The sequence below is a fragment of the Pseudomonas aestiva genome, from assembly GCF_039908605.1.
Lineage (GTDB): Bacteria > Pseudomonadota > Gammaproteobacteria > Pseudomonadales > Pseudomonadaceae > Chryseomonas > Chryseomonas aestiva.
This window is the reverse complement of sequence record NZ_CP150916.1, coordinates 2739078-2761750: the sequence shown is the minus strand read 5'-3', so window position 1 is coordinate 2761750 and position 22673 is coordinate 2739078. Positions and strand designations below refer to the sequence as shown.

Below are 22673 nucleotides of genomic sequence, written 5' to 3'. Positions count from 1 at the left end.
GGCAGGCTCTTCGAGGTCATTGTCCGGTCTTGATGCGGGTCCACTCGCGGGTCATCAGCCGCTGGATCTGCGGCGGCAGATCGGCGGAGACGTAGAGGCGCTCGGCGATGGCCGCGCTCGGGTAGATGCCCGGGTTGTCGCGGACCTTTGCATCGAGCAGGGCGGTGGCGTCGCGGTTGGGATTGGCGTAGCCGACATAGTCGCTGACCGGGGCGATCACCTCGGGGCGCAGCAGGTAGTCGATCAGCGCCAGGGCCCCCTGGGGATTCTTGGCGTCCTTGGGGATGGCCAGCATGTCGAACCAGAGATTGGCGCCTTCCCTGGGGATCACGTAGCGCACGTCGCTCGCCTTGCCGGCTTCTCTCGCACGGCTCTGGGCCTGCAGGACATCGCCGGAATAGCCCATGGCCACGCAGACGTCGCCATTGGCCAGGTCGGTGATGTACTTGCTGGAGCTGAAATAGGTCACCGACGGCTTGAGCTGCTGCAGCAACGCGGAGGCCTTGCGGTAGTCCTCGGGATTCCGGCTGTTGGGGTCCAGGCCCAGGTAGTGCAGGGTCTGGGCGAAGACCTTTTGCGGCGCATCGAGCAGGGCCACGCCGCAGCCCTTGAGTCTGGCCAGGTTCTCCGGCTTGAACAGCAGGTCCCAGGAATCCACCGGGGCGCCATCGCCCAGGGCGGCGCGGACCTTGGCGGCGTTGTAGCCGATGCCCACGGTGCCCCAGAGGTAGGGGACGGCGTAGCGATTGCCGGGATCGGCCGCTTCCAGGCGCTGCATGAGCCGTGGATCCAGGTGCTGCCAGTTGGACAGCCGGCTGCGATCCAGCGGCTGGTAGGCACCCGCCTTGATCTGCTTGGTGAGGAACTGGTTGGACGGCACCACCAGGTCATAGCCGGAGTGGCCGGACAGCAGCTTGGCTTCGAGCATCTCGTTGGTGTCGAAGACGTCGTAGCGCACCTGGAGGCCGCTGGCCTCGGTGAACTGCTTGAGGGTGTCCGGACCTATGTAGTCCGACCAGTTGTAGAAACGGACCTCGGACTCGGCGGCCTGGGTCAGGGGCGCCAGGCAGAGGGCGAGGACGGCCAGCAGGGGACGAACGGCCATGGAGGTCTCCGGTCTAGAGCACGCGGCTGAGGAATTCGCGGGTGCGCGGATGGGTGGGATTGCCGAACACCTGGGCCGGCGGGCCTTCTTCGATCAGTTCGCCCTGGTGCAGCACCACCACGCGATCGGCCACCTCGCGGGCGAAGCCCATCTCGTGGGTCACTACCACCATGGTCATGCCGTCTTCGGCCAGCTCCTTCATCACCTGCAGCACCTCGCCCACGGTTTCCGGATCGAGGGCACTGGTGGGTTCGTCGAACAGCATGGCCTGGGGTTTCATGGCCAGGGCGCGGGCGATGGCCACGCGCTGTTGCTGGCCGCCGGAGAGTTGCGCCGGATAGTGCTCGGCCTTGTCGGACAGCCGCACCCGGGCGAGCAGGGCGCGGGCCTGTTCCACGGCGGCGGCGCGCGCCACGCCCAGCACCTGGATCGGCGCCTCGATGATGTTTTCCAGCACCGTCATGTGCGGGAAGAGGTTGAACCTCTGGAACACCATGCCGATGTCGCGGCGGCGGCGGGCGATATTGCGCTCGGAGTCCCTGACTCTCGAGCCATCGGCACGCTCGCGAAAGCCCATCAGCTCGCCGTTGACGCGGATGGTGCCGCCCTGGATGTCTTCCAGGTGGTTGAGGCAGCGGATGAAGGTGGTCTTGCCCGAGCCGGAGGCGCCGATCAGCACCACCACCTCGCCACGGCGCACCTCCAGGGTCACGCCCTTGAGGATCTCCAGCTCGCCGAAGGCCTTGTGCACCTCCAGCGCCTGGATCACAGATTCTTGCGTGGTCGTCATGGCTAGCGTCCCCGTAGCTTGAAGCCCTGCAGGCTGAACAGCCGGCCGGTGGCGGTGGGCCGGTGACCGTCGGCCTTGCCGAAGCGCCGCTCCAGCCAGGCCTGGAAGAAGCCCCAGAGGGTGGTCAGGACCAGGAAGTAGATGGCCACCACCAGGTACAGCTCGAAGACGCGGAAGGTCGCCGAGGTGATCATCTGGGTGCTGAGCAGCAGCTCCTGCACCCCGATGACGCTGACCAGGGTGGTGTTCTTGAGCATCACGTTGAACTCGTTGCCGAGCGGCGGGATGATCACCCGCAGCGCCTGGGGCAGCACGATGCGGCGCATCAGCTTGGCCGGCGTCATGCCCAGGGAGCGTGCCGCCTCGTACTGGCCGCGATCCACCGCACCGATGCCGGCGCGGATGATCTCGGCCATGTAGGCGCCTTCGTTGAGGCCTAGGGCGATGATGGCCGCCTGGATGTTGCCCGGGATCACCAGGAAGCCCAGGTCCAGGTCCTCGAAGCGAAAGATGCCGCCGGCCGCCAGGGCCGTGTAGAGGAAGACGATCTGCACCAGCAGCGGCGTGCCGCGCATCAGCCAGACATAGAAGCGCACCGGGTATTGCAGCGCCCGGTAGCGCGACAGCCGTGCCAGCGCCGCCAGGAGGCCGAGCGCGCAGCCCAGCAGCATGGCGCCGATGGCGATGACGCAGGTCAGCCCGAGGCCGTAGAGGTAGACGTCGCTCGGGTGCAGCAGGTACTGCCAGAACACATCCCAGCTGAAGTTCATCGTGGCCGTCCCTTAATCGAGCTTGTCGCCTTCCAGGTGCCACTTGGCCATGAGGGTGGCGTAGCTGCCATCGGCCTTCATGTCGGCGAGGATCTGGGTGAGGGCGCTGCTGAGCTGGCTGTCGTCCTTGCGCACGCCGATCCCGGTGAGGATGCGGGCGAAGGCCGGCACGCCGGTCTCGAACTGCCCGGGCGCGACGCCCTGGTAGTAGGCGGCGGTTTCCACGGTGGTGCCGTAGGCGTCGGTCTGGCCCAGGCGCAGGGCCTGGAAGGCGTCGGTGTCGCTGTTGTAGGCGACCAGCTTCATGGGCGCCTTGCCGGCCTTCTTCAGCTCCTCGTTGTGGGCGTCGAGCAGGGTGCGGATGGTGGAGCCATTGAGCACCGCCACCTTCTTGCCGGCGAGGTCGTCCAGGGTGTGGATGCCGGCCTTGTTACCGGCCGGCACCACCACCGCCTGGCTGGAGTACATGTAGTTGACGATGTTGATCACCTGGCGCCGCTCGGGCTTGTCGAACAGCTGGTCGATCAGCAGATCGCACTGGCCGGCCAGCAGCGCCGGGATCAGGCCGGAGAAGGGCACCACGCGCCAGTCGACCTTCTTGTCGCCGAGGCGCTTGGCGATCTCGGCGCCGAGGTCGACGGTGAGGCCCTTGGGCTTCTGGGCTTCGTCGAAGAAGCCGATCGGTGGGGTGTCGAGAGCGCCGCAATAGGTGATCTTGGACGCCTTGGCCAGGCGCTCGGGGATCTGCGGGGCGGCCTGGGTAAAGCCGGCGACGAGGGTCAGGGCGAGCAGACTGCAGGAAAGCCGGTGGCGGGTCATGGTCTTCTCCGGAAGGACGGGGGTGGGCAGGGCGGATGGCTCAGCGCGGGGGCGTACTTCGGGTCTGGTCGCCCGATCGTTCGATGAAGGTCAGCAGGTCGGGCACCGTGCCCTCGATGTGCTCGCGCAACACCCGCTCGGCTTCGGCGGCATCGCCGGCGCGCAGGGCGGCGAGGATGGGCGCGTGCTCGTCGCGGGCCGACTGGGGGCGATCGACGTGCAGCCAGAGCTGCATGTGCGGCTCGATCAGGGCATAGAGGCCATTGATCTGGCGCAGCAGCCGCGGCCGACCGGCCAGGCCGCACAGGTATTCGTGGAAGGCGCGGTGCTGGGCGACCCAGGCGCCGGGTTCCTGCTCGTCGTCCAGGTCTTCCAGCAGGCGTTCCAGGCGCGTCATCTCGCGGGGGCCGACATGGGGCGTGGCCAGACGGATGGCCAGGCCTTCGAGGGCGCTGCGCATCTCGAACACCTCGCGCATGTCCTCCAGGTCCAGACCGCTGACCACCGCGCCGCGATGCGGCCGGAGGATCACCAGGCCTTCGGCGGCGAGGCGCTGGAAGGCGCTGCGCACCGGCATGCGACTCATGCCCAGGGTGGTGGCGATGTCCTCGGCGATCAGCCGCTCGCCATTGCGATAGTGCCCGGCGCAGATGGCCTGCAGCAGATGGCGATAGGCCTCTTCTTCGGCACTCAGGGCGGTGGAGCGGGACAGGGCGGAGAGCGGCATGGACTGGCTTCCTGGATTTTTGTATCCAATCTGCCAAGGCAAGGCTCATGCCAGGGAGCCCAGTGCTTGCCAGCGCTGGGCCGCAGGTCCGCGCCGTCAGGCGCCGGCGTTACCTTTTGCACCACGCTGGGTCGCAGCAGCGGCCGCTCTGCTACCTCAGGACCCGAAACGGGGCGGTGTCAGTCCAGCAACTGGCCATCGGCGGCGAAGAAGGGGTAGGGCCCCGGATAGTTGCCCAGCGGCAGATGGTGGGTCACCAGGGCCTCATCCGCCCAGCGATGCAGCAGCAGGCCCGGCGGCTCCAGGCGAAAGCGCGACGGCGCCGCTTCGCGCAGGTCCAGGTCGACCTGGTGCGACACGCCGGGACAGACGCAGGCCAGGGTGCCGCCGAAGCGGCGCTGGATCAGCCTGTGCAGATGACCGCAAAGCAGCCGCTCCACCTGGGGATGGCGGCGGATCACGGCTTCCAGTTCGGCGCCGCCGTCCAGGCCGATGCGATCCATATGGCCGATGCCGACCGGGAACGGCGGATGGTGCAGGAGCACCAGGGTCGGCTGGTCGGGTGCCTGGCTGAGCTGGGCGTCGAGCCAGGCCAGTTGCGCGGCGTCGAGACACCCCCCGTGCTCGCCGGGAATATGGGTATCCAGCCCGATCAGCCGTAGCGGGCCGCAGTCCTGCTGCCAGTCCAGGGTGCCCCGGGCCGGCAGATAGGGGTGATCGGCGAAAGCCGTGCGCAGGGCGGCGCGGTCGTCGTGATTGCCGGGGATGACGAAGAAGGGCATGGCAAGGTCGGCCAGCACCTCGCGCAGGGTGGCGTATTCCTCGGGGGTGCCGAAGTCCACCAGGTCGCCGGTGATGACCAGGGCGTCCGGGCGCGGTTGCAGGGCATTGAGGCGGTCCACCGCCAGGCGCAGGGCGCCGAGGGTATCGACCACCCCGTAGGACAGCCGGCCGCCGGCCTTGATGTGCAGGTCGCTGAGCTGGGCCAGCAGGAAGGGCGCGTACATCGGGGTCTCCTAGGAAGCGAGGGTGAAGAGGGCGTCGGGGCGCACGCTCAGGTGCAGCAGGTCGCCCGGTTGCGCCTGCGGGGGCTGGGCGGTGTCCACCAGCAGCGGCTGGCCGGTGCCCACCTCCACCAGCAGCCGCGAATGGGCGCCCTGGAAGAATTGTCCGACCAGGATGCCGGTGAGGTGCGCGGGCGTCGCGCTCGGCTCCAGGTGTTCCGGACGACAGAACAGGGTGCTGGCAGCGCCGGTCCAGGGCAGCCGCCCGCCGGCGACCGCCACCTCGGCGCCGCTGTGGCCGCGCACCTCGAAGCGGTTGAGCTGGCCGACGAAACCGGCGACGAAGCGACTGGCCGGGCGCTGGTAGATCTGCGTCGGGGTACCGATCTGGGCGATGCGGCCTTCGCCCATCACCACGATACGATCGCCCAGGGCCAGGGCTTCCTGCTGGTCATGGGTGACATAGACCGTGGTGGTGCCCAGCTCGCGCAGCAGGGCGCCGATGTCGGCCCGCAACTGCTCGCGCAGCTGGGCGTCCAGCGCCGCCAGGGGTTCGTCGAACAGGAGCACCCGGGGGCGTGGCGCCAGCGCCCGGGCCAGGGCCACGCGCTGGCGCTGGCCACCGGACAGCTGCTGGATGCGCCGCTCGGCCAGGGCCTCCAGCTGCATCATGGCCAGCAATTCGGCGACCCGGGCATCGCGCTCGGCGCGCGGCAGGCCGCGGATCTTCAGGCCGTAGGCGATGTTGCCGGCCACGTCCAGATTGGGAAACAGGGCGTAGTTCTGGAACACCATGCCGACGTCGCGGCGCTCGATGGGCAGGGCGGTGACGTCGCGGTCGTCGAACAGCACCTGGCCGCCGGCATCGGGCTGCTCCAGGCCGGCGATCAGCCGCAGGGTGGTGGTCTTGCCACAGCCGGACGGGCCGAGGAACACCAGGGTCTCGCCCGGGTGGATGTCGAGGTCCAGGGGCTGCAGCACCTGGCGGCCTCCGGCAAAGGTCTTGGCGCAGTGGCGCAGGCGGACGGCGGTACCTTGGGTCATCGCAGGGCTCCACGGGAGAGACGGGCGCTGAGGGCCTGGAGGGCGACCAGCAGCGGCACGATCAGCAAGAGGAAGATCAGGGTGTAGGCGGAGCCCACCTCCAGCCGCGCCGAGGCGTAGCTGTCGGCCAGGCCCACCGGCAGGGTCTTGGTCAGGGGCGTGTGCAGCATCCAGGTGAGGTTGAATTCCCCCAGCGAGAGGGTGATCACCATGAGGCTGCCGGCGAGGATGCCGGCGCGAGCATTGGGCACCACCACGCCGAAGAAGCGCCGCCAGGGACCGGTGCCGAGGCTGGCCGCGGCTTCCTCCAGCTGCGGCAGCTGGCTGCGCCTGAGCACCGCCATCACCGGGCGGATCAGGAAGGGCAGGGTGAACAGCAGATGGCCGACCAGGATGATCGCAGGGCTGCGGCGAAAGCCGCCTAGGTGGCCGTAGGTCAGCAGCAGCGCCAGGGCCGAGGCGAAGCCGGGCATGGCCACGGGCAGCACCAGCAATTCCTCGAAGGCGCGGGCGAAGCGGTTGTCCAGCCGGACCAGGGCATAGGCCGCGGGGACACCGAGCACGACCGCGAGGGCCGCCGTGCCCAGCGCCAGTTGCAGCGACAGCCAGACGGTGGGGGCATAGGCCTGCCAGACCTGCAGCAGCCAGTCGAGGGTGAGGCCGCTGGCGAGGCCCTGGAAGTAGTTGCGGGTGAGGCCGGCCAGCACCGAGAGCAGCACCGGCACCAATAGGAAGGCGGCCACCAGCAGGGTGAACAGCAGTTGCAGCCAGAAGCGCAGGGGGCGATTCATCGCAGGTCTCCCTGGACACCGCCGAGGCGCCGGGCCAGCAGCAGGACCAGCCAGGTGACGAGGCCAAGCACCACCGAGAGCGCCGCGGCGACGCCGAAGTTGGCGAAGTTGGTGAAGGTGTCGTAGATGGCGATGGGCGTTACCGCCAGGCGCGTGCCGAGGGTGAAGGCGGTGCCGAAGGCGCCCATGGCGGTGGCGAAGCACAGCGCGCCGCTGGACAGCAGCGCCGGGGTCAGGCCGGGGATCAGCACATCGCGCACCACGGCGAAGAGCCCTGCGCCCAGGGAGCGGGCGGCTTCTTCCAGACTGGTGTCGAGGGTCTCGCAGGCCGCCATCACCGTGAGGATCACCCGCGGGATGGAGAAATAGAGATAGCCGAGAAACAGCCCGAACAGCGAATAGGCGAACACCCAAGGCTCACCGAACAGGCCGCGCCCAAGGCTGGCGAACAGACCCTGGCGACCGCCCAGCAGGATGATCAGGAAGCCCACCACCACGCCGGGAAAGGCCAGTGGAAAGGTCAGCAGGGCCACCAGCAGGCTGCGCCCAGGGAAGGCATGGCGCGCCAGGAAGCAGCCGGCGATGCCGGCCACCAGCAGGGTGGCCAGGGTGGTGACGGCGGCCAGGGCCACCGTCTGGGCCAGTCCGGACAGATAGCCGGCGCTGGTCAGCACCTGCCAGTAGCCGGAGCTGCCGGCGGCGTCCGGGCGGGCGCCGAGCACCAGCAGGTGGGTCAATGGCAACAGCCAGAAGGCCAGCAGGAAGGCGCTCGCCGGTGCCAGGGCGACCAGTACCGGCCAGGGCAGCCGGCGCGGCACCCGGCGGCGCCCGAAGGAAACGGCGAGGCCCTGCATCTCAGCGCACCTCGGCCTGGTAACGCTTGGCGAAGGCTTCCTGGACCGCGGCCATGTGACCGTAGTCGACGGTGCCGGCGCGGGCATAGTCGGCGGCGGGCAGGAAGCGCGCCTTCACCTCGGCCGGCAGCGGCACGTCCCGCACCGGGCGCAGATAGGCCTGGGCCCAGAGCGCCTGGCCCTTGTCCGACAGCACATAGTCCAGCACCTTCTCGCCATTGGCGCGGTGCGGCGCGCCCTTCACCAGGCTCATGGTGTAGGGCACGGTCAGGCTGCCTTCCTGGGGAATGACGAAGGCCACCGGGGCGTTGTCCTTGTAGCGGGCGCGGTAGGCGTTGAAGTCGTAGTCGACCAGGATCGGGATCTCGCCGGAGAGCAGACGGGCATAGGCGGTCTGCTTGGGCACGATGGGATCGTTGGCCGCCAGCTTCTTGAAGAAGGCCATGGCCGGGCCGAAGTCGTCGAGGTTGCCGCCAAGGGCCTGGTTGAGCGCTACCGCGGTGACGTAGCCGACGAAGGCGCTGGAAGGGTCCAGGTAGCCCACCAGGCCGCGGTACTCGGGCTTGAGCAGGTCGGCCCAGCGCTGTGGCACCGGCTTGCCGCCCAGGGCCTGGGCATTGACCATGAAGCCGAGGGTGCCGGAATGGATGGCGGTCCATTCACCCTGGGGGTCCTTGAGGCCAGCGGGTACCTGATCCCAGTGCTTGGGCTGGTAGGGCTGCAGCACCCCGGCCTTGTCGGCCTGGATGCCGAAGGTCACCCCGTAGTAGACGACGTCGGCCACCGGGGCTTCGCGTTCGGCCACCAGCTGGGCCAGCGACTGGCCGGAATTCTTGTTGTCCTGGGGGACTTCGATGCCGGTGTCGGCGGCGATGGCCTTGAGCTGGGCACCCCAGTCGGCCCATTCCAGCGGGCAGTTGTAGCAGATGGCGGTTTCGGCGGCCTGGGCGCTGGCCAGGCCACAGGCCAGGGCGACGCCGGCCAGGAGACGACGCAAGGGGAAGGGTGATTTCATCGGTAGGGCTCCTTCAAGGGGCCGGCACTGGTGCCGGGACGGACGAGGCAGGGCAGACACTGCTGGTGGGTGGCACTGCCGGCGATCAGCGCCAGCAATTCGGTGACGAGCACGGCGCCCAGGCTCTGCAAGGGCTGCATGACGCTGCACAGGCTGGGTTCGAGACGGGCGCCCATGGCGATGCCATCGAAACCCACTACCGAGAGTTGATCAGGCACGGGCACCCCGTGGCGCTGCAGTTCGGCGATGACGCTGATGGCCAGCAGGTCGTTGGTGCAGAGCAGGGCGGTCGGGGCGTGACGCTCCAGCAGCGGCGCCAGTTCCGCCCAGTCGGCGTCGGTGTGGCTGGCCAGCTCCAGGCGCGGCAGCGTCGGCAGGCCGGCGGCGGCCATCGCCTGGCAATAGCCGGCGAAGCGGCGCTCGCTGCGATCCGACTGCTGGGCCGGCCCCGAGACCAGGGCGATGCGGCGGTGCCCCAGGCCGAGCAGGTGCTCGGTGGCCATGGCCATGCCCTGGCGGTTGTCCACCGCCACCGCCGCATAGGGGCGCTGGGGTTCGTGATAGGCCAGGATGAAGGGCGTCCGCTCCTGGCTCAGCTCGGCCAGCACCGCGCTGCGGTCGGCGTCGGCCACCGTCAGTACCAGGCCGGCAACGCGCTGGCGCAGTAGCTCCTCCACCACCGCCGCCTCGCGCTCGGGCTGGTAGTCGGTGGTGGCGATCACCAGCGAGTAGCCCTGGCTGCGCGCGGTGCGCTCCATGGCGTGCAGCTGTTCGGCGAACACCGGGTTGAGCAGGCTGGGCACCACCACGCCGATCAGCCGGGTGCTCTGCTGACGCAGCTGGCGGCCCAGCAGATTGGGACGGAAATTGAGACTGCGCGCGGCGTCCAGCACCCGCTGGCGGGTACTCTCGCGCACCTGCTCGGGCGTGGCGAAGGCGCGCGCCGCCGTGGCCCGGGAGACCCCCGCCTGTTGCGCTACCTGTTTCAGATCGGTCATGCCGGCCTCGTTTGAGATCGATCTCATTGGCGGCAGACAATGCCGGCGGCAGATGTCGGGACGATGACAGCGAGATGAAGCTTCTGCTCTGGCGCCGGGCCCGGGCGCGGGTGGCAGCAGGCGAGGGCGGGCCTGGGCGGGATATACCTTGGTATAGCCAGACGTCCTTCGTTTCGATGGCTGGGACGGGGTGGCGAGCCTAGATTAGCCCGGTGTCCGGACCCTGCGCGGCAGGGCCGGACACTCTCCCAAGGCCCCCTGCAAAGAGGTACGCCATGAAGACCCTTCCTGGCCTCTACACCCCCGCCGTGGCGCCGCGCTCGCTGCGGCAACGTCCCGCTTCCCTGTGGGCCGATGCCCTCTGCCTGGCCCTCGGGCTGATCGCCCTGGCGCTGATCTGGCATGGCGTCGCCGAGATGCGCGCGCCCCTGGCCGTGCTCGACGCCGATCCCATGACCCTGGACCTGGCGCGGCTGCCCGAATACGCCCTGCGCACCACCCTGCGCATGTTCATCGCCCTGGCCGCCTCGCTGCTGTTCACCTTCGTCTTCGCCACCCTGGCGGCCAAGAGTCGCAAGGCGGAGCTGCTGATCCTGCCGGCCATCGACATCCTGCAGTCGGTGCCCATCCTCGGCTTCCTGACCTTTACCGTCAGCTTCTTTCTGGGCCTGTTCCCGGGGCGGCAACTGGGCACCGAGTGCGCCGCCATCTTCGCCATCTTCACCAGCCAGGCCTGGAACATGGCGTTCGGCTTCTACCAGTCGCTGCGTACCGTGCCCGAGGACCTGCAGCAGGTGAGTCGCCAGTTCGGGCTGTCACCCTGGCGGCGGTTCTTTCGCCTGGAGCTGCCGTTCGCCATCCCCGGTCTGGTATGGAACACCATGATGTCCATGTCCGGCGGCTGGTTCTTCGTGGTGGCCTCGGAAGCCATCACCGTGGGCGACAACACCATCAACCTGCCGGGCATAGGCTCCTGGCTGGCGCTGGCCATCGCCCGGCAGGACATCGCCGCCATCGGCTGGGCGGTGCTGGCCATGGGACTGGTGATCCTGGTCTACGACCAGCTGTTCTTCCGCCCGGTGGTGGCCTGGGCCGATCGCTTCCGCGTCGAGCAGACCGCCAGCCAGCAGGTGCCGCGCTCCTGGGTCTACGACCTGGTCCGCCGCGCGCGCCTGGGCCGCATGCTGGGTGGCTTCGGCAGCTTCTGCATCCAGCTCGCCACCCCGCGGATCCGCCGCCCCTGGCCGCACTGGCACCTGGCACCGCAAAGCCGCGCCTGGCTGCAACGCGGGCTGGACGTGCTCTGGTACGGCGCGCTGCTGCTGGTGCTGCCCTATGGCATCTATGCGCTGTATCGCTTCATCGCCGCCGACGTCTACTGGGTGGAAGCGGTCTCGGTGCTCGGCCTGGGTCTGCTGACCATGGCCCGGGTGCTGCTGCTGATCGCCGTCGCCAGCCTGATCTGGGTGCCCATCGGCGTCTGGATCGGCCTGCGCCCGGGTTGGTCGCAACGCTTGCAGGCGGTGGCCCAGTTCCTCGCCGCCTTCCCGGCCAACGTGCTGTTCCCGGTGGCGGTGGTGGGCATCGTCAGCTTCCACCTCAATCCGGACATCTGGCTGTCGCCGCTGATGGTGCTGGGCACCCAGTGGTACATCCTGTTCAACGTCATCGCCGGCGCCAGCGTGCTGCCCAACGACCTGCGCGAAGCGGCCCGGCTGTTCGGCCTCAGGCGCTGGCAGTGGTGGCGGCAGCTGGCCCTGCCGGCGATCTTTCCCTACTACGTCACCGGCGCCCTGACCGCCGCGGGCGGTTCCTGGAACGCCAGCATCGTCGCCGAGGTGGTGAGCTGGGGCAACGAGCGCCTGCAGGCCCATGGCCTGGGCGCCTACATCGCGCAGATGACCACCGCCGGCGACTTCCCCCGGGTCGCCCTGGGCATCGTGGTGATGTCGATCTTCGTCCTCGGTTTCAACCGGCTGCTCTGGCGGCCCCTGTATGCCTACGCCGAACGGCGCCTGCGGCTCGATTGAGAGGAGAACCATCATGAACCTGACCACCCTGAACCCGCGTCCGCTCATCGACGTGCAGAACGTCCGCCAGCTGTACGGCAACGCCGGTGGCCCGGCCCGGGTCGTGCTGGACGAAGTGTCCCTGACCCTGCACGAAAACGAGATCGTCGGCCTGCTGGGGCGCTCCGGCTCGGGCAAGTCGACCCTGCTCAGATCCATCGCCGGGCTGCTCACCCCCAGCGGCGGCAGCGTCGCTTTCCCGCCCAAGGACGACGGCCAGCGCGCCCGGGTCAGCATGGTATTCCAGAGCTTCGCGCTGTTTCCCTGGCTGACCGTGCTGCAGAACGTAGAGATCGGCCTGGAGGCGCTGCACGTGCCGCTGGACGAGCGCCGTCGCCGCGCCCTGGCCGCCATCGACCTGATCGGCCTGGACGGCTTCGAGAGCGCCTATCCCAAGGAGCTCTCCGGCGGCATGCGCCAGCGCGTCGGCCTGGCCCGTGCCCTGGTGGTGCACCCGGACGTGCTGCTGATGGACGAACCCTTCTCGGCGCTGGACGTGCTCACCGCCGAGACCCTGCGCACCGACCTGCTTGACCTCTGGGTCGAAGGACGCATGCCGATCCGCTCGATCCTCATGGTCACCCACAACATCGCCGAGGCGGTGCTGCTCTGCGATCGGGTGCTGATCTTTTCCAGCAATCCCGGCCGCGTCGCCAGTGAGATCCGTATCGACCTGCCGCAGCCGCGCAATCGCCATGATCCGGCTTTCCGCGAACTGGTGGAGGAAATCTATGTGCGCATGACCGGCGAGACCACGCCGGCACCCCACGAAGGGGGCGTTCCCGGCAACGGCCTGGGCATGCGTCTGCCGACCGTGTCCACCAATGCCCTGGCCGGTCTGCTGGAGGCGGTCCAGGCCGCGCCCTACGACGGTCGCGCCGACCTGCCGGAACTGGCCGGCGGGCTGGGCTATGCACTGGACGAGCTCTTTCCCCTGGCCGAGGTGCTGCAACTGCTGCGCCTCGCGGTCCTCGAAGGTGGTGATCTGCGTCTGCTGCCGGCCGGGCGCGCCTATGTCGCGGCGGGGGTGGACGTGCGCAAGCAGCTGTTCGCCCGCCAGTTGCTCAACTTCGTGCCCCTGGTGGCCCATATCCGCCGGGTGCTGGACGATCGCCAGGGCCACACGGCGCCGGCGCGGCGTTTCCGCGACGAGCTGGAGGACTTCATGGACGAAGCCGACGCCGCGCGCACCCTCGGCAGCGCCATCCAGTGGGGGCGCTATGGTGAGCTCTTCGCCTATGATCAGGCGGCCGATATGTTCAGCCTGGAAAACCCGGGTTAAGAGCGACTAATAAAACTACTGCGCGTCCGCCAGACGGGCGCGTGCAGTGCTCGGAATCCTCATGTATCCCCCATACACTCGTACGCAAGCCCGATGCGGTTCCTGCGCGCCGCGCGCACCCGCCTGACAGCCGCTCGCTACGTTTTGTTAGCCGCTCTAGGACGTCCACGCGACCACGAACGAGAGACTGGCCATGGATCGACGACCCTTCGCCACCACCACCCACTGGCTGCGGCTAGGCGGCCTCTGCGCCCTGGCGCTGGGCATCGCCCTGCTGGACACCTTCACCGACCGGGAGATCGCCATCGGCGTCTTCCAGGTGGTGGTGGTGCTCCTGGCGGCCGGTTTTCTGTCGGCGCGCGGGGTCACGATCACCGCGCTGGGCTGCACGCTGCTGGTGCTCTGCAGTTATGTCGCTACCCGGAGCGGGGATCAGGAGGCCGGGCTGGTCAACTGCATCATCAGCCTCCTGGCCATCGTCGCGGTCGCCGCCCTGTCCCTGCGCCTGGAGGCCGCCAAGCGCGCCGCCGACGCGGCCCGGACACGCCTGGCCCAGGCCGGGCGCCTGAGCCAGCTGGGTGAACTGGCCGCATCCATCGCCCATGAGGTGAACCAGCCGCTCACCGCCATCGCCGCCAGCGGCAACGCCTGCCAGCGCTGGCTGAGCAATCAGCCGCCGCAGGTGGAGCGCGCCGTGCAGGCGGCGCAGCGGGTCATCGACGACGCTCACCGTGCCAGCGCGGTGATCGCCCGGGTGCGCAGCCTGGTGCGCCAGGCGCAGGTGGCCAAGGATTGGCTCAACGTCGCCGATACCGTCGAGCAGGTGCTGGATTTCGTCCGCGCCGAATTGAACCAGCGTCAGGTCGCCGTGGAGGTTCGCCTGCAGGAGGGCCTGCCGCCGCTGCTGGCCGATGAAAGCCAGCTACAGCAGGTCATTCTCAATCTGCTGCTCAACGCCCTGGACGCCCTCGAAGGGATGGCGCCCGAGCAGCGGCGGGTGGTCATCCAGGTGGGGCAGGACACCGCCGGCGCCATCCGCCTGGGCGTGGAAGACAGCGGTCGCGGCTTGACGCCCATGGCGCGCGAGCAGATGTTCGAGGCCTTCTACACCACCAAGGCGCAGGGCATGGGCCTGGGACTGGCGCTCAGTCGCTCCATCGTCGAAGCCCACGGCGGACGGATCTGGGCCACCTCGCTACCGGAAGGCGGCACCGGGGTCTACTGCAGCCTGCCCAAGGATCCACAACCATGACCTCTCAAAGCCTGACCGACCAAACTCAGCCCGCGCGGGTCCACCTGGTGGACGACGACGCCTCGGTGCGCGCCGCCGTGGAAGACCTGCTGGCGTCCGTGGGGCTCAGCACCCGCAGCTATGTCTCGGCCGCCGATTTTCTCGACCGGGCCCGGCTGGACGAACCGGGCTGCCTGGTGCTGGACGTGCGCATGCCCGGCATGAACGGCCTGGATCTGCAGCAGGAATTGCAGCGGCGTGGCCTGGCCTTGCCGATCATCTTCATCACCGGCCATGGCGACATCCCCATGTCGGTCCGGGCGATGAAGCAGGGCGCCCTGGAATTCCTCACCAAGCCGTTTCGTGACCAGGACCTGCTCGATGCCATCGACCAGGCGCTGCGCAAGGCACAGGACGCCCATGCCCAGCGCCGGCAATTGCAGGCCCTGCAGACCCGCCTCGACACTCTCAACGACGGCGAACGGGCGGTGCTGGCGCGGGTGGTGACCGGCCTGCTCAACAAGCAGATCGCCGCCCAGCTGGGGGTCAGCGAGATCACCGTGAAGGTGCGCCGCGCGGCCCTCATGCGCAAGCTGCAGGCCGGCTCCCTGGCGGAATTGGTCAAGATGGTGGAGCGGCTAGAGGCGTCACGCGGCTAGGCCATTGCGACGCGCCATGCAGCCGCTGGACAAGCTCCACAGTATTCTTGTCGCGCCAATCGCTGACGCGCTAAAGAAAGGCATTAGTCAGTCGATACGGGCTTTAGAGGATCGCCTTCCGCCGATCCAAGGAGCCCGTCTTGAATCTTCGTCAGCTACGCATCGCCCCCCGCGCCACCCTCTGCTTCGGTGCGGTCACCCTGTTCGTGATGCTGCTCGGCGCCTTCGCCCTCGTCCAGCTCAAGGCCCTGCGCGCCACCGAGCAGGCGATGGAAGCCGAATGGCTGGCGAGCGTCCAGACCACCGATGACATCCAGGTCGCGCTGCTGCACACCCGCCTGGAAAGCATCCGGCTGCTGGCCAGCGAGGACAGCGCGGCCATGGCCCTCGCCACCCGGCAGATCCAGGTGAATCGCGATCTGATGAACGCCCGGACGGCCTATTACCGTGACCACCTGATTTCCACCGCCGAGGAACGCAGCAACTTCGACCAGGCCGCGCTGCAGATGAAAGGCTATCTGGACGGACTGGATCGGGTGGTGACCCTGGCCGCCAGCGATCGCGCCGAAGCCCTCAAACTGGCCAATGGCGAGCAGCGCCAGCGCGCCGAAGGCTATCAGGAGCAACTGACCCGGCTGCGCGAATTCAACGGCGAAGGCGCCCGTCAGGCAGGTGTAGCAGCCACCGGCATCTATGACCGCAGCGTCAGCATTGTCGTCGGCATCATGCTGCTGGCGGTGCTGGTGACCCTGCTGCTGGCCTGGCGCCTGACCCGCAGCCTGGCCCAGCCGATCGGCGCTTCCCTGGCCGTGGCCAATGCCATCGCCCAGGGCGAGCTGACCGGCAAGATCGATCCCACCGGCAAGGACGAAGCCGCCGGGCTGATGCGCGCCCTGGCGCAGATGCAGGACAACCTCAAGGACACCCTGCACGGCATATCCAATTCTTCCAGCCGCCTGAGCGACACCGCGCGCACCATGCACGCCGTCACCGACCAGGCCAGTCGCGCTCTGGCGAGTCAGAACGCCGAGATCGACCAGGCCGCTACCGCGGTCACCGAGATGAGCGCCGCGGTGGAAGAGGTGGCCCGCAACGCCTCGTCCACCTCCCAGGCCGCGCGGGACTCCAGCGCCGCCGCGGAAAGCGGTAATGCCAAGGTTGGCCAGGCCCTCGATGCCATGCAGCGCCTCACCCAGCAGGTGCAGTCCACCTCGGTGCAGGTCGAAGGCCTGGCCGGACAGGCCCAGGACATCAGCCAGGTGCTCAGCGTGATCGGCGCCATCGCCGAGCAGACCAATCTGCTGGCGCTCAACGCGGCCATCGAGGCCGCCCGGGCGGGCGAACAGGGTCGCGGTTTCGCCGTGGTCGCCGACGAGGTCCGCGCCCTGGCGCATCGTACCCAGACCTCGACCCGCGAGATCGAGCAGATGATCCAGGCGATCCAGAAGGGCTCGGCCGAAGCCGTGGATTCCATGCAGCTCAGCTCCACCCAGGCCCAGGCCACCTATGCGGTGGCCCAGGAAGCCGGGGCTGCGCTGAGCGACATCCTCCAGGCCGTGCGCCTGATCGACGAGCGCAACCTGCAGATCGCCACCGCCTCCGAAGAGCAGGCCCACGTCTCTCGCGAGGTGGACCGCAACCTCATCAGCATTCGCGATCTGTCGGTGCAGACCAGCGACGGCAACCGCGAAACCGTGGGTGCCAGCGAGCAACTGTCGGAACTGGCCGGCGAACTGCAGACGCTGGTGCGACGCTTCAAGCTGGCGTGAGGGGAGGGCGCGCCGTCTGGTATCGCGCGCCCCGAAGTTACAAACAGTTACCTCTGACCACTGTTTTTTGCCAGCTCATCGGCGCGTGCAGGACGGATGCTTCCCTGGATGGTGGCATTTTGGTATCAATGATTATTGTAATACCTATTAGACCCCGCTCACCGACGTGCTTGCCGAGAAGCCATGGCGCTGCCCCAATACAGCATCAGAGTCCCCGTGTCCCAGTTGCAGCTGGGCATGTACGTCTGCGAACTGGATCGGCCCTGGGAAGGCACGCCCTTCCTGTTCCAGGGATTCCCCATCCAGAGCGTGCAGGACCTCCGCACCCTGCAGGACACCTGCGAGTTCGTCTGGGTGGACCGGCGGCAGAGTCCTGTCGTGACGCCGCTATCGGCTAACCTGTCCGCCAGCCTGGCGGCCAGCGCTCAGGCCAAGACCTATGCCATCGACTACCGGGATGAGGTCAAGACCACCGAACCGGTGTGGCGCGAGGCCCGCGCCGTATCGATGCGGATGCTCGACGCCGTCAAGTTCGGCAAGGAACTCAACGTCAGCGAAGTCCGGCGGGCGGTAGGGGAGTGCGTCGAGAGCGTGCTCAAGCACCCCGCGGCCAGCCTCTGGCTGGCGCGCATCAAGCAGCGTGACCACTACACCGCGGAACACTGCCTGCGCGTCTCGCTCTATGCCATCGCTCTGGGCAAGGCGCTGGGCATGCTGCCCCTCGAACTGGAAGAACTCGGGGTGTGCGGCATGCTGCACGACGTCGGCAAGATCAAGGTGCCCGACGAGATCCTCAACAAGCCAGGCCGCCTGACCGAGGAAGAATTCCGCATCATGCAGGCCCATACCACCTACGGCTATCAGTTGCTGATGGCCAACAGCGAGGTGCCGCCCGCCGCCGTCGACGTCGCCCATACCCACCACGAACGCATGGATGGCAAGGGTTACCCCCGCCAGCTGCCGGCGCAGCGCATCCCCTTCAAGGCCAAGATCATCGCCGTGGTGGATGCCTACGACGCCATCACCAGCGATCGCCCCTACAGCGAGGGCCGTTCCAGCCTGGAAGCCTTGCGCGTCCTCTTCGAAGCCCGGGGCACGCAATTCGACGAAGTCGTCGTCCTGGCCTTCATCCAGCTGATCGGCGTCTATCCGCCGGGCGAGATCGTCGAGCTGAGCACCGGCGAGGTGGGCATCATCATCGGCTTCGACGCCGGCAGCAAATTGAAGCCGCGGGTGCTGATCGTGCTGGACACCAGCAAGCAGCCGCGACCGGAGCAGGTGCTCGACCTAGCGCGCAATCCGCTTGATGAGCAGGGGCGCCTCATCAGCGTCCGCGCGGTAAAACCCTCGGGTGCCTATGGCATCGATATCGACGCCTACCGCGCCAAGGGGCTGGTGGTGCCGGGCTGAGTGCGAAACGAGCGCACAGGGACGGTCCTCGTTTCGCTGTCTGGCCCGTCCTGGATTCGGCCGGCGCCAAGCGGCTTTGCTCAGCTAGCAGTCGACGTGGCGACCGAATTCACGACCACGCCTTTGACCCGGTCACGCTGCGCGACCAGACCCAGCACGCCGGTCAGCAACGTGGCCAGGCACAGCATGCAGCCCATGCCCAGCAGGCCTGCGGTGAAGGAGCCGGTCGCATCCTTGAGCCAACCCACGGCGTAGGGACCGACCAGGCCACCCAGGCTGCCGGTGGCGTTGATGAAGGCGATGCCGCCCGCCGCGGCCTGTCTGCTGAGAAAGGTCGCTGGAATGCTGTAGAAGCAGGTGCGCACCGAGCACAGGCCGATCAGCGCGACGGTGAGTCCGATCAGGGTCGGTAGCAGTTCGTTGAACACCACCGAAAACAGAAAGCCCGCCGCGCCGGTGCCGCAGGTGAGGGCGAGGTGCAGGATGTAGCGCCGCTTGCCGGCCAGGACCCGCGCCCAGATCAGCATGGCGCCGCTGGCGATGATGTAGGGCACCGCGGAGATCCAGCCGATCTGCAGGGTGGTGAGGTGATGGCTCTTGAGGATCTGCGGCAGCCAGACGCCGATACCCAGGATGCCGACGATGTAGCTGAAGAGGATGGCCGCCAGCAGCCAGACGCGGCCGTCCTTGAGCGACTGCCGAAAGCTGTGGGTGCCCTTGCTGGCCTGTTCGGCGTCCAGCGCGCCTTGCAGGGCCTGGCGTTCTTCCGCGCTGAGCCAGGTAGCCTGGGGGGGCTGATCGGCCAGTATCTTCAGGCAGAGCACGCCCAGGAAGCAGGCCGGCAGCCCTTGCAGCACCAGCAGCCATTGCCAACCGGCGTAGCCCCAGAGGCCGTCCAGCTGGAGCATGGCGGCGGACAGGGGGCCACCCAGCACCGAGGACAGCGGGATGGCGAAGAGAAACCAGGCCATCACCCGGGTGCGGTACTGCACCGGAAACCATAGCGATAGAAAGAAGATCACGCCGGGAAAGAAGCCTGCCTCGGCGATGCCGGCCAGGAGGCGGATTACCGCATAGCTGGTCGGACCCTGGGCAAGGGCCGTGGCCGCCGCGCACAGCCCCCAGGTGATCATGATCCGCGCCAACCAGCGCCGGGCGCCGAAGCGATACAGTGCCAGGTTGCTGGGCACCTCGAACAGGCAATAGCCGAGGTAGAAGATCCCGGCGGCAAAGCCGAACTGGGCGGCGGTGAGGCCCAGATCGTCGTTCATGGTCAGGGAGGCGAAGCCGACATTGGTGCGGTCGAGGTAGTTGAAGAAGTAGGCGAGGGCCAGTAGCGGCACTAGGCGCAAGGCGGCCTTGCGGCAGGCTCGCTGCACGACCGGATCGAGGCCTGGCCCCTGGTGGACGGATGAAGTTGGCACAGGGCGGACCTTGTTCTTGTAGGGGTCGCGCCAGCTTAGGGCGGCCCTTCGTTTGCCCGCCAAAACCTTTTCGACATGGCTCCTCATAGCGTTTCGGCATGTGCCTATCCATGCCGAAACATCATGGAAATCCATCCGGATAAAGCATTTGTTCCGCGTGAGACTTTGCATCACGTTCGGGGATCACGCCTGCTGCGTGACGTCCGAAAACAACAAGGAACAGGTGCAATGATCAAACAGCGTTTCACTACCGGCTGCCTCACCCTCGGCGCCCTGACTCTCAGCCTGGCGGCCCTTGCGGCGGAACCCGTACGAAGCTTTCAGAGTGTGAAGGGCGATGTCAGCATTCAGGTGCTTGATCAGGGTAAGGGCAAGGTCATCGTCATCCTGCCGTCCCTTGGCCGGGGTGCCCATGACTACGACGAGGTCGCCGCCCAACTTGCCGCCGATGGCTATCGGGTCCTGCGCCCTGAGCCGCGAGGCGTCAATGGCAGCAAGGCGCCCATGGCCGAGCTGACACTCCACGACTTCGCCGCCGACGTGGCACAGGTGCTCGACGAGGTGAAAAGTGGGCCCGCTGTCGTGGTGGGGCATGCCTGGGGCAGCCAACCCGCGCGGGTACTGGCGGTAGATCGTCCGGATCTGGTCAAAGGCATCGTCCTGGCCGCGGCATCGATTGGCAAGCTGCCGGCCGATTCCAAGGAGAAGCCCTATGGCCGGCTCAAGGAGGCGATCAATGGCTCCGGCAACTACGCCCTACCCGAGGCGCAGCGGCTGACCTATCTCAAGCAGGCGTTCTTTGCGCCAGGCAACGATCCGCGGCCCTGGCTGACCGGCTGGTACGGGCAGACCCATGACGCCGAGGGCTATGCCCGCGACCATACGCCGGTGGACAGTTACTGGTCCGCCGGAAATCAGGTGCCCATCCTCGACCTGCAAGGTGAGCATGATGCCGTGGTCATCCCGAATATCCTCAAAGGCATGTTGGGGGCGCGAGTCGAACATCAGGTCATTGCCAATGCGGGCCATGCCATGGCACCCGAGCAACCCAAGGCCATGGCGGACGCCATCGGCGGTTTTGCCAAGCGGGTGTATGGGTTTTAAGCCAAAGCTGAGCGCTTGGCAGGAAAGTCCTGCCAAGTCGTAAGAGAGGAGGCTGGTCAAAATACCGTAGGCGGACAAGGCCGCGTTAAGCCTTGTCCGCCGCAGCATTTCAGGTCCGCGGAGGCTGCTCGTAGCAGGTGCGGGCGAAGGCACCGATGGCGTCAGCCATGGCCTTGGGCTGTTCCGGGGCCATGGCGTGACCAGCGTTCTTCAATACCTCGATCTGCACCCGATCACCCAGCATGCTCTTGAGCACGCCCGAGAAGCGGCGGGGCGCCACGGCATCGGCCTCACCCTGCAAATCGAGAATGGGCGCCTTGCCGGCAGCGAAATAGTCGTCCACGGGGGTGGTGTTGCGCGCATGGGATTCGGCTTCGTGGGTAGCTTCGTGCCAGCCATTCAGCCAGAGGCGCGGATCGTTGCCCGGGGCGAAGAAGGCCTTGCGCAGATAGATCAGGCGCTGCGCTTCGGACAGCGACGGGTCCCCGGCGCCGTCGATGGCCTGGCGCATTTCGGCATTGATCGGTTTTTCCGTCGAACCCGGCGGTACCTTGCCAGCTGAAGCAGCGGCCAGGACCACGCCGCGAACCAGGTCCGGACGATCCACGGCCAGTTGCCGTGCCGGGAAGTTGCCCCAGGCATGGCCGACTACTACCACCGGCCCCTGATGTTCGTGCTCCACCACGGCGGCGACATCGCGAGCGAAGTCGTGAACCGAAAGCTTGTCCATAGGCCCTTCACTATGGCCTATACCACGCGGCTCGGGCCGTACGACACGGAAACCCTGCTCGACCAGGTAGGCGGCCACCTGATCGTAGTCGCGCCCCGAGCGGCCTAGAGAAGGCAGCATCACGATCACGGAACCTTTACCCTGGGCATTGACCTCAATCTGAACGTTGTCGTGCTTTACCAGCGTCTGGGTCAGAGGTGGCGATACCGGTACCGCGTAGGCCAAGGCACTGGCCAGTGTCAGCGAGCCTGCCAGTAGCAGGGAAGCGGGGATCTTCATGGGTGAGCTCCAGCGATGGGTTCGAGGCCGCTTTCGACCAGCAGGTGACGGGCGGCGGGACTGCCTAGGAAGGCCACGAATTCGCTGGCGACCTGGGTATAAGGCGTGTTGCTGGCTACTGCGGCGCAGAACCGACTGACCTTTTGCACCTCTTCCGGCAACGGGCCGAGATAGTCGACGCCGGGAGTCACCTTGAGCTCGCTGACCTGCTGCATGCCGATGTCGGCATCGCCCCGGGCGAGGGCGGTACCCACCAGCTCCTTGCCCTGGATCTCGAGCGTCTTGCCCTTGACCTGCTCGCTGATGCCCAGGCCCTGGAACAGCTCGTTTCGCACGAAGACGCCGCTGGCGCCCTGGGAGTAGGCGATCCGGGGCGCCTGCAAGAGCGCCGTGCGCAAGGCCGCTACCGTGCTCACGTCAGGGTGAGCGTGGCCCTTGGGCACCCCTACGCCAATACGGGATTCGGCGATCTCGCGACGACTCGCCATATTGAAGACGCCCGTGGGGCCGAGCAGGGCGAGGGTCTCGTCGGCTATGATGGCCAGGTCCATGGGTTCCCTGTGCTTGATGCGTTCAGGAATGGATTCCGGTGAGGTGCCCATGGATGGGTCCCAGGCGATGCTCAGTGTGTTGCCAGTGGCCTTCTCATAGGCTGGCTGCAACTGCGCCATGGCACCCTTGAGCGCGCCGCTAGCGATGATCTTCAGTTCAGCGGCGTCGACGGCCGGGGCGAGGCTGACCAGGCCGGCCAGGCCGGTGGTCACGAGGAGCGAAGCGGATCTTGTTTTTTTCATGGTGG

The 22673-nt window shown here is 67.5% G+C and carries 21 protein-coding genes and 1 other RNA gene; 8 read left to right on the top strand and 14 right to left on the bottom strand.

Annotated features, from left to right (window positions below; all coding sequences use genetic code 11):
• Window positions 1-16: 16 nt before the first annotated feature.
• The 11 genes from AABM56_RS12885 to AABM56_RS12835 all read right to left on the bottom strand — a co-directional run bounded on the left by AABM56_RS12885 (window position 17) and on the right by AABM56_RS12835 (window position 9917).
• Complete coding sequence (locus AABM56_RS12885) at window positions 17-1105, bottom strand: polyamine ABC transporter substrate-binding protein (protein ID WP_347883324.1); 1089 nt, start codon at window positions 1103-1105, stop codon at window positions 17-19.
• Between the two features lie 13 nt (window positions 1106-1118).
• The gene (locus AABM56_RS12880) at window positions 1119-1895 is read right to left on the bottom strand and encodes an amino acid ABC transporter ATP-binding protein (RefSeq protein ID WP_187979483.1); all 777 of its coding nucleotides are present in this window, start codon (window positions 1893-1895) and stop codon (window positions 1119-1121) included.
• 2 nt (window positions 1896-1897) lie between these two features.
• A complete protein-coding gene (locus tag AABM56_RS12875; RefSeq protein ID WP_132832225.1) occupies window positions 1898-2665 on the bottom strand; it encodes an amino acid ABC transporter permease in 768 nt (255 codons plus the stop codon).
• A 12-nt stretch (window positions 2666-2677) separates the two neighbouring features.
• A complete protein-coding gene (locus tag AABM56_RS12870; protein ID WP_347883323.1) occupies window positions 2678-3484 on the bottom strand; it encodes an ABC transporter substrate-binding protein in 807 nt (268 codons plus the stop codon).
• A 40-nt stretch (window positions 3485-3524) separates the two neighbouring features.
• Window positions 3525-4211, bottom strand: coding sequence for a GntR family transcriptional regulator (locus AABM56_RS12865; protein WP_347883322.1), 687 nt, complete (start codon window positions 4209-4211; stop codon window positions 3525-3527).
• Window positions 4212-4390: 179 nt separating this feature from the next.
• A complete protein-coding gene (locus AABM56_RS12860) occupies window positions 4391-5218 on the bottom strand; it encodes a phosphodiesterase (RefSeq protein ID WP_347883321.1) in 828 nt (275 codons plus the stop codon).
• A 9-nt stretch (window positions 5219-5227) separates the two neighbouring features.
• Window positions 5228-6259: an ABC transporter ATP-binding protein gene (locus AABM56_RS12855; protein ID WP_347883320.1), complete on the bottom strand. Its 1032-nt coding sequence runs from the start codon at window positions 6257-6259 to the stop codon at window positions 5228-5230.
• Window positions 6256-7050: an ABC transporter permease subunit gene (locus AABM56_RS12850; RefSeq protein ID WP_133860805.1), complete on the bottom strand. Its 795-nt coding sequence runs from the start codon at window positions 7048-7050 to the stop codon at window positions 6256-6258. Before AABM56_RS12850 ends, AABM56_RS12855 begins: the two co-directional genes overlap by 4 nt.
• On the bottom strand, window positions 7047-7904 hold the full coding sequence (locus AABM56_RS12845) for an ABC transporter permease (RefSeq protein ID WP_133860804.1): 858 nt from the start codon (window positions 7902-7904) through the stop codon (window positions 7047-7049). The genes AABM56_RS12850 and AABM56_RS12845 overlap by 4 nt, the downstream gene beginning before the upstream one ends.
• Window position 7905: 1 nt before the next feature.
• Window positions 7906-8919: an ABC transporter substrate-binding protein gene (locus AABM56_RS12840; RefSeq protein WP_347883319.1), complete on the bottom strand. Its 1014-nt coding sequence runs from the start codon at window positions 8917-8919 to the stop codon at window positions 7906-7908.
• Window positions 8916-9917: a substrate-binding domain-containing protein gene (locus tag AABM56_RS12835; RefSeq protein WP_133860802.1), complete on the bottom strand. Its 1002-nt coding sequence runs from the start codon at window positions 9915-9917 to the stop codon at window positions 8916-8918. Before AABM56_RS12835 ends, AABM56_RS12840 begins: the two co-directional genes overlap by 4 nt.
• A 275-nt stretch (window positions 9918-10192) precedes the next feature.
• Here AABM56_RS12835 and AABM56_RS12830 point away from each other — a divergent pair, with 275 nt between their 5' ends.
• From AABM56_RS12830 to AABM56_RS12800, 7 genes are all read left to right on the top strand, one after another.
• Window positions 10193-11947: an ABC transporter permease subunit gene (locus AABM56_RS12830; RefSeq protein WP_347883318.1), complete on the top strand. Its 1755-nt coding sequence runs from the start codon at window positions 10193-10195 to the stop codon at window positions 11945-11947.
• 13 nt (window positions 11948-11960) lie between these two features.
• Window positions 11961-13268: a nitrate/sulfonate/bicarbonate ABC transporter ATP-binding protein gene (locus AABM56_RS12825; protein ID WP_347883317.1), complete on the top strand. Its 1308-nt coding sequence runs from the start codon at window positions 11961-11963 to the stop codon at window positions 13266-13268.
• Between the two features lie 82 nt (window positions 13269-13350).
• Window positions 13351-13421: non-coding RNA, sX9 sRNA (locus AABM56_RS12820), on the top strand.
• Between the two features lie 40 nt (window positions 13422-13461).
• Window positions 13462-14520: an ATP-binding protein gene (locus tag AABM56_RS12815; protein WP_347883316.1), complete on the top strand. Its 1059-nt coding sequence runs from the start codon at window positions 13462-13464 to the stop codon at window positions 14518-14520.
• On the top strand, window positions 14517-15158 hold the full coding sequence (locus AABM56_RS12810; RefSeq protein ID WP_347883315.1) for a response regulator transcription factor: 642 nt from the start codon (window positions 14517-14519) through the stop codon (window positions 15156-15158). Before AABM56_RS12815 ends, AABM56_RS12810 begins: the two co-directional genes overlap by 4 nt.
• 140 nt (window positions 15159-15298) lie before the next feature.
• On the top strand, window positions 15299-16927 hold the full coding sequence (locus AABM56_RS12805) for a methyl-accepting chemotaxis protein (RefSeq protein WP_347883314.1): 1629 nt from the start codon (window positions 15299-15301) through the stop codon (window positions 16925-16927).
• A gap of 183 nt (window positions 16928-17110) precedes the next feature.
• Window positions 17111-18337, top strand: coding sequence for an HD-GYP domain-containing protein (locus tag AABM56_RS12800; RefSeq protein ID WP_347883313.1), 1227 nt, complete (start codon window positions 17111-17113; stop codon window positions 18335-18337).
• Between the two features lie 80 nt (window positions 18338-18417).
• On the opposite strand, the gene AABM56_RS12795 is transcribed toward AABM56_RS12800, so the two are convergent.
• The gene (locus AABM56_RS12795) at window positions 18418-19716 is read right to left on the bottom strand and encodes an MFS transporter (RefSeq protein ID WP_347883312.1); all 1299 of its coding nucleotides are present in this window, start codon (window positions 19714-19716) and stop codon (window positions 18418-18420) included.
• 273 nt (window positions 19717-19989) lie between these two features.
• Here AABM56_RS12795 and AABM56_RS12790 point away from each other — a divergent pair, with 273 nt between their 5' ends.
• Window positions 19990-20865, top strand: coding sequence for an alpha/beta hydrolase (locus AABM56_RS12790; protein WP_347883311.1), 876 nt, complete (start codon window positions 19990-19992; stop codon window positions 20863-20865).
• A 109-nt stretch (window positions 20866-20974) separates the two neighbouring features.
• On the opposite strand, the gene AABM56_RS12785 is transcribed toward AABM56_RS12790, so the two are convergent.
• Both AABM56_RS12785 and AABM56_RS12780 read right to left on the bottom strand, forming a co-directional pair.
• Window positions 20975-21874: an alpha/beta hydrolase gene (locus tag AABM56_RS12785; RefSeq protein WP_347883310.1), complete on the bottom strand. Its 900-nt coding sequence runs from the start codon at window positions 21872-21874 to the stop codon at window positions 20975-20977.
• Window positions 21871-22668 carry a substrate-binding domain-containing protein gene (locus AABM56_RS12780; RefSeq protein ID WP_347883309.1) on the bottom strand — a complete coding sequence of 266 codons (798 nt, stop codon included), beginning with the start codon at window positions 22666-22668 and terminating at the stop codon, window positions 21871-21873. Before AABM56_RS12780 ends, AABM56_RS12785 begins: the two co-directional genes overlap by 4 nt.
• Between the last annotated feature and the right edge of the window lie 5 nt (window positions 22669-22673).